Raw genomic sequence first — 12,339 nt, forward strand, 5'->3', positions numbered from 1 at the left:
GCGGCAGGGCATGGCGGCGCGAAGGCGGGGGAGCCTGGGTGGCATGAAGTTCACGGTCGAAAGGGCGGTCCTGCTGAAGGCGCTCGCGCATGTGCAGAGCGTGGTGGAGCGGCGGAACACCATCCCCATCCTGGCCAATGTGCTGCTGGCGGCGCAGGACGGCACGCTCCGCCTGACCGCCACCGACATGGAGATCGCGGTGGTGGAGGAGGTGCCCGGTGTCCAGGTGGCCCGCCCTGGCCGCACCACGGCGCCCGCCGCCACCCTCTATGACATCGTCCGCAAGCTGCCCGAGGGCGCCAAGGTCGAGCTGGACCATGCCGGCGGCGAGGCGCCGCTGAAGCTCCGCGCCGGGCGCTTCCATACCGACCTCGCGGTGCTGCCGGTGGATGACTTCCCCTCCATGACCGAGGGCAAGCTGCCGCACCAGTTCTCGCTCCCCGCCGGCCAGTTGCGCGACCTGGTGGACCGCACCCGCTTTGCCATCAGCACCGAGGAGACGCGCTACTACCTGAACGGCATCTACCTGCACGCCACCGAAAGCGAGGGCGCCCCGGTGCTGCGCGCGGTGGCGACCGATGGCCACCGCCTGGCGCGCGTCGAGGAGGCGCTGCCGGATGGCGCCGGCGGCATGCCGGGGGTGATCGTGCCGCGCAAGACGGTGAACGAGCTGCGCAAGCTGGCCGAGGAAACCCAGGACGAGATCGCGGTGCGGCTCTCCGACACCAAGATCCGCTTCGATATCGGCACGGTGCAGCTCACCAGCAAGCTGATCGACGGCACCTTCCCGGAATACGACCGGGTCATCCCGCGCGGCAACGACAAGATCCTCACCGTGGACCGCAAGGCCTTCGCCGATGCGGTGGGCCGCGTCGCCGCCATCAGCAGCGAGCGGTCGCGGCCGGTGAAGCTCAGCCTCGATGCCAACCTGCTGCGGCTTTCCGCCACCAGCGCCGAACAGGGCACCTCGCAGGAGGAGCTGGAGGCGGATGTGCTGAGCTACAGCGCCTCGCCGCTCGAGATCGGCTTCCAGGCGCGCTACCTCAACGACATCACCGACCTCATCAACGGCAAGGTGGTGTTCAAATTCGCCGATGGTTCCGCCCCCACGGTGGTGCAGGACGAGGACCGGCCGGAGGCGCTCTTCGTGCTGATGCCCATGCGCGTCTAGCCCGCATCCGGCCTGCGGATGCGGGCCGAGGATCGGTTGGCGGGCGGCGCGACCAGCGGCCCCAATCCCCCGTACCGAGGCAGGCGGCGGGCCGTATCGTTCCCTGGCGACACCGGACCGCCAGCGTGCCTATAATCTCCCCTCCGCAGCAAGGGCCGCCGCCCCACAGGCGACGGCCCGGATGCGTAGGGGCCCTTGGTCTGCCGGGACAGGGCACCGCCGTCGTCTCCAACCGGGGAAACGTGCAATGACCTGGTCGCAAGTCTACGACCCGATGAACAGCATGTGGCTCTCGACGCTGCTCGCGGCCGTGCCGGTCGTGGTGCTGCTCGGTGCCATCGGCCTCTTCGGGATCAAGGCGCATATCGCCGCCGCGCTCGGCCTGGTCGCCGCGCTCGCCATCGCCGTGATCGGCTTCGGCATGCCGAGCGGGATGGCCGGCATGACCGCCCTCTATGGCGGCGCCTATGGGCTGCTGCCGATCGGCTGGATCATCCTCAACGTGATCTTCCTCTACCGCCTGACCGATGAGGCGGGGCTCTTCACGGTGCTGCGCGACAGCATCGCTGCCATCACCGAGGACCGGCGGCTGCAACTGCTCTTCGTCGCCTTCTCCTTCGGCGCCTTCTTCGAGGGCGCGGCGGGTTTCGGCACGCCGGTGGCGGTGACGGGCGCCATGCTGATCGGCCTCGGCTTCGCGCCGCTCGCCGCCTCCGGCCTGTCGCTGATCGCGAATACGGCGCCGGTGGCCTATGGCGCGCTGGGGACGCCGGTGATCGCGCTCGCGGCCGTCACCGGGCTCGACCTGTTCGACCTCTCCGGCATGATCGGGCGGCAATTGCCGCTGTTCTCGCTGATCGTGCCGTTCTGGCTGATCTGCGCCTTCGCCGGCTTCCGCGGCATGGCCCAGATCTGGCCGGCGCTGCTGGTCAGCGGCCTGGCCTTCGCCGTGCCACAATACCTGATCTCGAATTTCCATGGGCCGTGGCTGGTGGATGTGGTCGCGGCCATCTGCTCGATGGCCTGCCTCACGGGCTTCCTGCGCCTCTGGCACCCGCGGGAATTGTGGCTGGCCACCGGCCGCAGCACGGAGCCGGGCATGGAGGACGTGCCGGCCATGCCCCGGAAGTCGGTGGGCGCCGCGGCGGCAGAGCGCAGCAGCGGCGAGGTGTTCCGCGCCTGGCTGCCCTGGGTGATCCTGTCGATCTTCGTCTTCGCCTGGGGCGTGCCGCAGGTGAAGGCCTTCCTCGACGGCCTCTGGATCTGGCGCCTGCCGGTGCCGGGGCTGCACAACATGGTCATGAAGGTGCCGCCGGTGGTTGCGGCGCCGCATCCGGAGACGGCAGTCTACAGCCTGAACCTGCTCTCGGCGACGGGCACCGGCATCCTCTTCGCCGCCGTCGTCGCCGGCCTGGTTATGGGCCACTCGCCGCTCGCCCTGCTGCGCGCCTATGGCCGGACCTTCTGGGTGATCCGCTACTCGCTGCTCACCATCGCCGCGATGCTCGCGCTGGGCTTCGTGACCCGCTATTCCGGCACCGATGCCACGCTCGGCCTCGCCTTCGCGCAGACCGGCTGGATCTACCCGCTGTTCGGCACGCTGCTGGGGTGGCTCGGGGTGGCGCTGACGGGCTCGGACACGGCCTCCAACGTGCTGTTCGGCGGCCTGCAAAGGGTGACGGCGCAGCAGATCGGCCTCTCGCCGGTGCTGATGGCGGCGGCCAATTCCTCGGGCGGCGTCATGGGCAAGATGATCGACGCGCAGAGCATCGTCGTCGCCTCCACCGCGACCAAGTGGTACGGGCATGAGGGCGATATCCTGCGCTACGTGTTCCTCCACTCCATCGCGCTGGCCGTGCTGGTCGGGCTGGTGGTGATGCTGCAGGCCTATGTCTTCCCCTTCACGCTGATGGTGCCCTGAGCGCAGCGATTGATGCGACCCTGAGCGCAGCGATTGATGGTGCCCTGAGCGCCAGGATGCCTGCGCCGGTCCCGGGGTTGGACGGGGAGTCCGCATCCGGCTAGGGTCGGCGCGTCTGGCCCCCCCCGCCGGGAGGCGCGGCAAAGGGAGAGAAACGCAGGTGTCGATCGAAGCCAGCCTGATCATCCGTGGCGGCACCGTCGCCGATGGCAGCGGCGGCGAGCCGCGCGAGGCGGATATCGCCATCGCCGGCGGCCGCATCCTGGAGGTCGGCCGCATCGCCGCCCGCGGCGCCGAGGAGATCGATGCGCGCGGGTTGCTGGTGACGCCGGGCTTCATCGACGTCCATACCCATTACGACGCCCAGGCCACCTGGAGCAGCCGGCTCAACTCCTCAAGCTGGAACGGCGTCACCACGGCGCTGATCGGCAATTGCGGCGTCGGCTTCGCGCCCTGTCTGCCCGAACGCCGGGAGATGCTGGTCAAGCTGATGGAGGGCGTGGAGGACCTGCCCGAGGTGGTGCTCACCGAGGGCCTGCCCTGGAATTGGCAGAGCTTCCCCGAATTCATGGATGTGCTGGCTGCCCGCCCCTTCGACATGGATGTGGCGACGCAGGTCCCGCATGCCGCGCTCCGCGTCCATGTCATGGGCGAGCGTGGCGCCGAGCGGGAGCCAGCCACTGCCGTGGACCGAGCCGAGATGGCGCGCCTCGCGGCCGAGGGCATCAGGGCCGGCGCGCTCGGCTTCTCCACCTCCCGCGCCATTGCGCACAAGACGCTGGACGGGCGGCATATCCCGACGCTCGGCGCCGCCGAGGCGGAACTGGCCGAGATCGGCCAGGCGCTGCGCGGCCTTGGCGCCGGCTGGTTGCAGGTGATCTCGGATTTCGACGAGCCGGAGGAGGAATTCGGCCTGCTGCGCCGGCTGGCCGAGAGTTCCGGCCGGCCGATGACCTGCTCCCTGTTGCAGCGCGAGCAGCGCCCCTGGCTCTGGCGCTTCCTGCTGGAGCGGATCGAGGCGGCGAACCGCGACCAGGCGCGCATCATGGGCCAGGTGATGGGCCGGCCGATCGGGCTGATGTTCGGCTTCGAGCTCAGCCAGCACCCCTTCTTCGCGCGGCCGAGCTACCAACGGATCGCGCATCTGCCCTTCGCGGCGCGGATGGAGTTCCTGCGCCAGCCGGCGTTCCGCGCGCAACTCCTGGCCGAGCCCACCAGCGACCCGATGCTGGAGCACCGGCTGAACACCTGGGAGAAGCTGTTTCCGCTCGGCAGCCCGCCGGATTACGAGCCGCCGCCAGAGGCCAGCATCGCCGCCATGGCCGCGCGCCGCGGCATGGCGGCGCAGGACCTGGCCTATGACCTGATGCTGGAGCGCGGCGGCAAGGCCATCCTGAACCGGCCGATCATCAACTACGCCGATGGCAACCTCGATGCCGTGAAGGAGATGGTGGAGCACCCGAACACCATCATGGGCCTCGGCGATGGCGGCGCGCATGTCGGCTTCATCTGCGATGCCAGCGCGACGACGCATATGATCACCCATTGGACGCGGGACCGCAGCCGCGGCAGCCGCCTGCCGCTCGGCTTCGTCATCAAGCGGCTGACGCGCGACAATGCCCTGGCGCTCGGGCTGGCGGATCGCGGGCTGATCGCGCCGGGGCACAAGGCGGATCTCAACATCATCGACTATGGCCGCTTGCAGGTGCGGCCGCCGGAGATGCGCTACGACCTGCCGGCCGGCGGCAAGCGGCTGGTGCAGGGGGCGGATGGCTATGTCGCCACCATCGTCTCCGGCGTGCCGGTCTATCGGGAGGGCGAGGCCACCGGCGCGCTGCCCGGGCGGCTGGTGCGCGGAGCGCAGCAGGCGGCGGCGTAGGGGCGGCAGGCTTCCGGAAGCCGGCTGGGCACCGGGAGGGCACTGCCCTCCCATACCCGCTTCTGCCGAACAGGTGAACGTGCTGAGAAGGTTGGTTCTCAGCGGGTCCGGGGGCTGGTTGACCCCGCCTGCGCGGAGCATGGCCAGCAGGTCGCCGGCCAGCTCGATGCCGGGCGGTCCACCGTCCTCGCCGGGCGGGTGGACGATGACCTTGTCGATCAGCGTCCGTGCCGCCTCGAGGGCGGCCGGCGCGTTGCCGGCGGTCAGAGCGCCCTGGAGATTGGCAACCCGAGCGCGATAGATTCTGGCAATGTTCGGGTGCAGGGCCGGTGCCGAGGGTGGTGCGGCGGCGGCCTCGGCCACGAGGCGATTCCACTCACGGGTAAACTCCGCAACGAACTCGGCGGTCAGGTCCGGATCCAGCAACTGGCGGCCGAGGGCCTCCAGCACCCGGGCTTCGACGCGGCGCAGCGCAGCGGTCGCTGGAGGCTGCGCATCGTCGGGCGCGCCAACGCCACCCAAGGCTTCGTCGTGCTGCCGAAGCGATGGATGGTCGAACGGACGCTGTCGTCGCCTCGCGCGCAACCTCGAGAACCTCGCAAGGACCTCCGGCGCTCTGATCCGCCTTGCCATGATCAAGCTCATGGCAAGCCGTTTGGCACGCTCATAAACTTCGTGGACGACCTCTTAAAGGATGAAGTCGGCCGCCACGAAGGTGTGCTGGCCGGCGACGTTGAAGAAGTACTCCGCTCCTGCGTCGCCGTCGGTATTCAGTTCGACGCGGGTGACGTCCTTGCCGGAATCGTAGATGGCCCGAAGCTGTCCCGCCTTGTTGCTGCCGAAGGCGGCCTCGCCGATGAAGACGAATGCCTGGTCACCGCTCTTGCTGGTGTCGGCGTCGATGAGCTTGAGGTCGAACTTGTCGGCGCCGTGCGTGAAGTCCATGAAAATGTCGACTTTGCCGCCGCCATCCATGTCGCCACCGCGGCCGAAGACGAAGACGTCATTGCCGGCGCCGCCCCAGACGGTGTCGCCGCCGTCGCCGGCGTCGATAGTATCGTTGCCCAAGCCGCCCTTGATCACATCATCGCCGCTCTTGGCCACGATCTTGTTGCCGAGGTCGTTGCCGATGATGATCTCGCTCTTGCTCGAACCGGTGAAGCCGGTGCCGGAGAAGGTTGGCTGCTCGGCCGGCGTTGGGCCGGATTCAGGCTCTGGATTCGGCTCCTGGTCTGGCGTCGGAACTGGGGCCGGCTCGGGGGCCGGGTTCGTCCCATCGTGGCGGGCGATCCAATCGGCCTTGGCGTTGTTCCAATAGTCGCGCGCGACCTGGCCTTGCAGGATCGTCCAGCCGGCCGGCGGCGTAGGATAGTCTTTCGGCAGCGGCGTATCGGACAGGTTCAGGAAGACATTGCCTTTGGACTCGATGGTGTTCGCCCAGGCGTCGAACATGCTGCGGTAGCTGTGGTGCTCGACATCCTCGATGGCGAACACATTGTTGATGAAGCGTAGGTTCGGCGTCACTGTGCCGGGAGTGGCCGAGTCCGTCTTGATCATCGACGAATGCGTCATCTCGCCTTCGTAGAGGAAGGGCTGCATCCGCATCAGGACGCCATCGAGCGTTACGGTATTGTCGTGGCCATCGACCGGGCTCGCCGAGGACGGGTCGATGCTGATGCCGCCGAACACTCCATCGAACAGGCTGTCGCGGATGGTGCCGCTCTGCAGCCGGTCGTTCTCGACCGCATCGTCACGGGCATTCGTGACCCACACGTCCTCGATCAGGAAATCAGGGCTGTTCCACGAGACGCGGACGGCATCCCAGGTGTCAGTGATGCGCCAGTCGCGGATGACGACGTTCGGCGTGTCCTCGGTTCTGATGGCGGCGGAGTTGCCATAGTCGTAGACGGTACGCCACTCCGTCGTCAGATCGATGTTGCCCTTGATCGTGCCGCCATCAAGAATGACGCTGGGCGCCTTGTAGATCGCGAACGGGTACGGGTTGCTGCTGCCGTCACCGGCGTAGTTATCCTGAATCCAGGATGCGGCGTCAGCGTTAATAATCGTGCCAGCATCGAGTCCGCTAATTTTATATGGCGTATATCCATAAGCATTGTTCAAAGTAATACTATGGCTCATTTGTACCCCTTAATGACATTTTATTGGTTGTGAAAGCAAAAATTCAGCTTTTTAGACTCATCCGTCCATCATCACGGCCTGTCTAGCTCCATAATCAAACTGCCTCTTGCGGTCAAATCTGATTTTGTAAAAAATCCCTCCGATAGGGGATGCCTACCAAGGAAGGCGGAACAACGAGGTTGGTGGCGGGTGCTTTGCTGCCAGTTGTAGCGGCGCCCTGAGCGCTCGTAATCCGGGGTAGTATTGCCCCGTGGTGCCGACCCGCAGTTTCATGATGGAGCAAGGCTCCGGCAGGAAGGGCATGCGGCGGGCGCTGTCGAACCGACCGAGGCTGCCGATCTCGGCGACGACCGTCGCCGCCATGGCGAGCCGAATGCCACGTAGCTGCTGCAGGGCCCCTGCGAGAGGCGCCAGCGACCATCCCGGCATGAACTAAACAGATGGCTACCTTAATACACTCCAGCCGCTCCCTCGCGTGGCCATTCTGCCTGCCCAGGTCCGTGGCCCAAGAGCCATGCTGGCCTGGACACGGGAGCAATTGTCGGAAGCGAGTTGGGTGCCGATGCGGACCCGGACCCGCCTTGAAGGCGGCGTCCGCCTGACCCGGGAGGCGGCATTGCGGGAGGCGGTGGCGGTGGCGAAGGGGAAGGGGAAGTAGGCGCTGGCGGATCAGCCCGCGTCGATGCCGCCACACCCACGCCATCCACGGCATCCAGCGAGGCGAGCGGCAAGCCATCGGCTGGTATGGTCGAGCCGGCGAGTTGATAATGGTACAGCTTCGGGCATTGGGGAAATGATGGCTCTCACTGACGCGGTGTGTGTCCTCCGGCCGGCCGCTTGGGCCTGCGTCGTCGTCCTCGCCTTCCTATCGCTTCTACCGGCCGACGACATGGTCCGCACCGGGATTGGAGGCCATGCCGAACACGTCATGGCCCATGCAGGTACCGCATTCCTCCTAGGCATCAGCTATCAAGGACGCAGGCTCCAGCGGATCGCTGGCTTATTGATCGCCTACGCCGGCATTTTGGAGCTACTGCAACACCTCTCTCCGGGTCGTCGTCCTGGCCTCGATGACTGGACCGCGAGCACAGTCGGGGTGTTGATCGGCACCTTGGCCGCGTATTGGGCCTTGACACTCTACGCGAGAGGCCGGGATGCGCGTTGATCCATAATCAGCCTGCTCTGTTGCGCAGCCTCCGCCGGCGGCATGTTGCCAATCGGCTCGAGGAGGCGGAGGTGATGAACAAGCCGATGACGCTCTCGGCGAGGGCGTTGTCACAGGATTCGCCGACACTGCCGACCGACGGCTCGATCCCGACCTCGACCAGGCGCTCGGTGTAGCGGAGGCCGTCGGCGTCCTGGATGTCGGCCGCATGCATAACCACACCAGGCAGCGGCCCGTCCGTGTCCACCGCGATACCGTCAACGCGCCGGAGATGATCACGGCCATTTCCAACACATCCCGCGCCGGCACCGACCGATGCCGCCCCGGTCCGGTGCTGATCACAACCGCCTCGCTGCCCGCGACCTTCCGCCCGACGACGGTCACCGGCCTCGCCGCCTCTCCGCAAACGGCAAAGGCGGGCGAGGCCGCAGGCTTGCCAGCTATGCGATCAACAGATCACTGAACAGGTTGCCCGGATTGATCTCGATGAGACGCCCGTCCATCTGGTGGCTATTACCGAAATCGGCCACATAGATGTGGGTCTCCCCACTACCGTCGCTTGCCGGCGCAACCTCGATGTCCTTCACGCTGGTGCGGATCGAGCCCGAGGGAGCGCTGGTGTGGGTGTTCCGGTAGGATTGCAGAAGGGTGAGGGTCTCGAGAGTGTCGCCATGCCGGTCGACCACCCAAATATTGGCGCTGAATCCGCCACCGACCAGGAAGACATCGTGGGCGGCATCATAGGCAATCGCCTCCGGGTCTATGATCGAGGGATCGCTCAGTACGAATGAGTCGACGAACGAGACCGTATGGTTGGTCTGGTCGACGGCGATCTCCTGGATCGTGCGCGAGAAGCCGTTCGTAATGAAGAGGTGATGCGACACGGGGTCGACCGCCACGTCCTCGGGGTCCACATTCTCGGGGTTGCTGTCGCCGAGGCCGCCGAGATTGGTGTGGAATGACCACTGCGCTGTTGAAGGATTGGCCGGGTCCACGACGAACACATTACCGAGGCCCTTGGCGTCGTCGTCCGAGATGTACATCACGTTGCGGCCGGGATCGATCGCCAGGCCCGTGGGTTCGGTCGTGTAGTTCGGGAGGAATCTGGTGATGAGCGTCCCGTCCAGATTGAACGAGAAGATGTCCCTGAAGTCGTTGGGGGGGGAACTCCTCGATCTCCGAGTCGGAGAGCATCAGCTGGCCGTTGGCGGGATTGTAGGCGATCCCGGAGGGATCCGGGATCCCAAGCTCCCACATGTTGTGAATGGCGACCACGCTCGGGTCGGGATCGATAATGGTCGCCAAGGCGGTGGCCGTGCCGAGCGTCAGGGTTTCGCCGGTGGATGCGACCCGCGCGGAGTCGATCCGCAGTGAGAAATTCTCAGGCCCCTCGACCACGCCATCCGCAGCCACGTCCACCGCGACATAGGCCGTGGTCTCGCCGGCCGGGATGAGGAGTTGTGCCCCGGAGATACCGGTGAAATCGCTACCTGCGGTGGCGCTGCCATTTGCCGTTCCGTAGGTCAGGACCACGTCCTGGTACCATGGCTGCGACAGCTCGACCGTGAAATAGGCCTTGCCCAGGTCCTCGGGCTGGGGATCCGACGAGAAGGCGGACACGGACGCGGTCGGGAGCGTGGAGATGATGTCGAACTGGTTGCTCGACACCACCACGCCCGAGGTGAAGGTGGCCAGGGTAACCGCAGCCTGGCTGCCGGTGCCGTCCGAATCCCATTTGAGGGTAGGGGTCGTACCGCTCGTGAAGATGAACTGGCCATGGCCCGAAGCCGTGGCCGATGTACCGGAGACGAAGTAGCTCGGATCGAGGTGGCCGCCGGTCAGGCCGCTGCCCTCCGCCAGCCCGAACTCGCGGGCGTAGATGCCGATCCGGTCCGCCGCCTCGAAGTCATTGACCTTATCCGGGTCGCCCTGGTTGAGGCCGAACACGAAGGTGTCCGCGCCGGGCCCGCCAAAGAGGGAATCCTTGTCGCGCCCCCCCGATCAGGACATCGTTGCCGTCCAGGCCGGTCAGCGTGTCGTTGCCGATGCCGCCGAAGAGGACGTTGGCTCCCGTGTTCCCCTTGAGATTATTGGCGAGTTCATTGCCGGCGCCGTCTATGTCCGCGCTGCCCTGCAGTTCGAGCCGTTCGACGAACCGGCCCAGATTGTAGCTGATGGAGCCCAGAACAGTATCCGTCCCGCCGGCATCTGTGCCGGGCGAACTCTCCTCGCTCACGACATCGCCGGCATGGTCGACGACATAGATGTCGTTCCCCGAACCGCCGAGCATCGTGTCGGCTCCGGCGCCGCCGTCGAGACGGTCATTGCCGGCACCTCCGTCAAGCAGATCGTTGCCGCCCTGCCCGTAGAGGCGGTCGTTTCCACCAAAACCGAAAATCGAGTCGGGCCCGCCTGTTCCGATCAGGTCTTCCCCGTTGTCAGTCCCGTTGATGCCGCCCGGCTGGGCCAGGGCCGCTGTATTGGCCAGGGGCGTTGCATCGAGGGTCGCGAAGTAGCCCGTGTCGAGCTGGTCTCCCGGCCGGTGTTCGTCAGTGGCGATGCGGGGATTGGTCCTGAGCGATGTATCAGGGACCAAGAGGTTGCTCGTGTCGTGCTGGTCGCGGGTCAGGCCGTGGGCCACGCCGCGGCCCTCCGCCAAGCCCGCGTCTTGCTCACCGTGGGTCAGGCCGCGGGCCAAGCCGCGGCCCTCCGCCAACCGGCCCTTACCGGCGTAGGTGCCAAGCTGGTCCGCCACTTGGTCCGCCGACCTGAGGTCAACCTGGTCCGGGCGGCCCTGGTCAAGGCCGAACTCGGAGTTTCCAGGACGATTGGAAATCGTTCCACTCATGGCTAAACCCTTGGTTCTCTGAACCGCGTGGACCGAAGCGCCCCCGACGCGATCCTGTCTTGGGCACGCATTCCACCATTTCGGGTGCAGTGCGCCATGCGCTTCGAATTTTTGATTGGGCTATAGTTTCTTGACTCGCGCCAATGATCTGTAGAGGTAATCCTTAAGGGGAATATCCGCATCAAGGCGCCGGCGCGCTGCCATGGTCTTCCCGATCCCGCGCTCATGCAGCAGGTCGAGAATCTTGCGGAGGGGCGCTCTCTCGAAACCTGCCGCATCGCCCTCTGCCGCCAGCCGGGATCGGGATCCCGTTGCGCCCGCCATGCCACTGCTCTCGAAGGCCCGCCGGTCCTCATCGGTTTCGAACACTGCAGCGGCACTGCGATGCTCCGCGGCGGAGCATCACCAAGGCACCCGGCTTCAGGCAGAATCGCCGACGACCAACCGGCGGGTGGCCGGGGGCGATCCCGGCCTTGCGGTGCGTCCAGGTGCCGCTGGCGTCCGTCCCGCTATGATGCGGGATGACGGTCATCGCCATTGCCGCTGCGAGCCTATGCAGGGCGGTTGCAGACGCGCCGCTGAGGGAGACCGGCCATTCCGCCTGTGCCGTCAGCTCCCGGCATGGCGCGCCACCGCCCGATCGGTTCCTATCGCTGGGCGGCGGCGAGGCGTTTCGGTCAGAAGTTCCTCATACAATGCCGCGTAGCGAGCGACCGTGAGGCTGAGGCTGAACTCTCGCCTGACCAGCTCTGCGGTGCGCTCGCCCATCGCCCGCGCGGTCATCCGGTCGGTCAGCAGCCCGAGGATCGCCTGCGCCATGGCGCGCGGAGTGTGCGGCGGGACGAGAATGCCGGTGCAGCCGTGGCTGACGACGTCGGTGCAGCCGGGCATCCGGGTCGCCACGATCGGCAGGCCAGCGAGCCCCGCCTCCAGGAGCGCGCGAGGGACGCCTTCGCGAAACTCGGTGGGAAACGCGAAGACATCTGCGAGGGCGAGCAGCGAAGGCACGTCCGCACGCTTGCCGGTTGCGATGACATAGGGGGGCATGGGCATCTATCTCGGCCTGCGACACGGCGAGCGATCCTTCGCTCTGGCGCGGTCCGACGAGCAGGAAGCGCACCTCCGGCCGGACGGCGTGAACCAAGGATGCGGCCTGCAGCAGGATTGGGATGCCCTTTTGCCGCGTCAGGCGCGTCACCGTCACGACGACCTCCGA

12 protein-coding genes and 1 pseudogene are annotated in these 12,339 nt (G+C 66.6%); 5 read left to right on the forward strand and 8 right to left on the reverse strand.

Annotation, left to right across the window (positions count from 1 at the left end):
- Nucleotides 1-43: 43 nt before the first annotated feature.
- From dnaN to KSF81_RS10865, 3 genes are all read left to right on the forward strand, one after another.
- Nucleotides 44-1,171 (forward strand): DNA polymerase III subunit beta, encoded by a 1,128-nt coding sequence (dnaN, locus tag KSF81_RS10855; protein WP_217378992.1) that lies wholly within the window; start codon nt 44-46, stop codon nt 1,169-1,171.
- Nucleotides 1,172-1,418: 247 nt separating this feature from the next.
- On the forward strand, nt 1,419-3,092 hold the full coding sequence (locus KSF81_RS10860; protein WP_217378993.1) for an L-lactate permease: 1,674 nt from the start codon (nt 1,419-1,421) through the stop codon (nt 3,090-3,092).
- Between the two features lie 160 nt (nt 3,093-3,252).
- Complete coding sequence (locus KSF81_RS10865) at nt 3,253-4,971, forward strand: amidohydrolase family protein (RefSeq protein WP_217378994.1); 1,719 nt, start codon at nt 3,253-3,255, stop codon at nt 4,969-4,971.
- A 687-nt stretch (nt 4,972-5,658) separates the two neighbouring features.
- On the opposite strand, the gene KSF81_RS10870 is transcribed toward KSF81_RS10865, so the two are convergent.
- Both KSF81_RS10870 and KSF81_RS10875 read right to left on the reverse strand, forming a co-directional pair.
- Nucleotides 5,659-7,092, reverse strand: coding sequence for a M10 family metallopeptidase C-terminal domain-containing protein (locus KSF81_RS10870; RefSeq protein ID WP_217378995.1), 1,434 nt, complete (start codon nt 7,090-7,092; stop codon nt 5,659-5,661).
- 171 nt (nt 7,093-7,263) lie between these two features.
- Entirely contained in the window at nt 7,264-7,473 is a 210-nt protein-coding gene (locus KSF81_RS10875; protein WP_217378996.1) for a hypothetical protein, read from the reverse strand.
- A 151-nt stretch (nt 7,474-7,624) separates the two neighbouring features.
- Between KSF81_RS10875 and KSF81_RS10880 the strand changes: the two genes are divergently transcribed.
- On the forward strand, nt 7,625-7,768 hold the full coding sequence (locus tag KSF81_RS10880) for a hypothetical protein (RefSeq protein WP_217378997.1): 144 nt from the start codon (nt 7,625-7,627) through the stop codon (nt 7,766-7,768).
- A gap of 479 nt (nt 7,769-8,247) precedes the next feature.
- On the opposite strand, the pseudogene KSF81_RS10885 reads toward KSF81_RS10880, so the two are convergent.
- Nucleotides 8,248-8,498: pseudogene (locus tag KSF81_RS10885) on the reverse strand (IS3 family transposase); the annotation flags it as partial.
- On the opposite strand from KSF81_RS10885, the gene KSF81_RS10890 reads away from it, so the two are divergent.
- Nucleotides 8,484-8,738, forward strand: a complete 255-nt coding sequence (locus KSF81_RS10890; RefSeq protein WP_217378998.1) for a hypothetical protein — start codon at nt 8,484-8,486, stop codon at nt 8,736-8,738. The pseudogene KSF81_RS10885 and the gene KSF81_RS10890 sit on opposite strands and share 15 nt — an antisense overlap.
- On the opposite strand, the gene KSF81_RS10895 is transcribed toward KSF81_RS10890, so the two are convergent.
- From KSF81_RS10895 to KSF81_RS10915, 5 genes are all read right to left on the reverse strand, one after another.
- Nucleotides 8,716-9,318, reverse strand: coding sequence for a hypothetical protein (locus KSF81_RS10895; protein WP_217378999.1), 603 nt, complete (start codon nt 9,316-9,318; stop codon nt 8,716-8,718). The genes KSF81_RS10890 and KSF81_RS10895 overlap by 23 nt on opposite strands.
- On the reverse strand, nt 9,281-10,222 hold the full coding sequence (locus KSF81_RS31415; RefSeq protein WP_217379000.1) for a Calx-beta domain-containing protein: 942 nt from the start codon (nt 10,220-10,222) through the stop codon (nt 9,281-9,283). The genes KSF81_RS10895 and KSF81_RS31415 overlap by 38 nt, the downstream gene beginning before the upstream one ends.
- Complete coding sequence (locus KSF81_RS10905) at nt 10,191-11,123, reverse strand: calcium-binding protein (protein ID WP_217379001.1); 933 nt, start codon at nt 11,121-11,123, stop codon at nt 10,191-10,193. Before KSF81_RS10905 ends, KSF81_RS31415 begins: the two co-directional genes overlap by 32 nt.
- 120 nt (nt 11,124-11,243) lie before the next feature.
- Nucleotides 11,244-11,492, reverse strand: coding sequence for a hypothetical protein (locus KSF81_RS10910; RefSeq protein WP_217379002.1), 249 nt, complete (start codon nt 11,490-11,492; stop codon nt 11,244-11,246).
- Nucleotides 11,493-11,732: 240 nt separating this feature from the next.
- Complete coding sequence (locus tag KSF81_RS10915) at nt 11,733-12,170, reverse strand: glycosyltransferase (protein ID WP_217379003.1); 438 nt, start codon at nt 12,168-12,170, stop codon at nt 11,733-11,735.
- Between the last annotated feature and the right edge of the window lie 169 nt (nt 12,171-12,339).

This window comes from Siccirubricoccus sp. G192, from assembly GCF_019084075.1.
Taxonomy (GTDB): Bacteria; Pseudomonadota; Alphaproteobacteria; order Acetobacterales; family Acetobacteraceae; genus G192.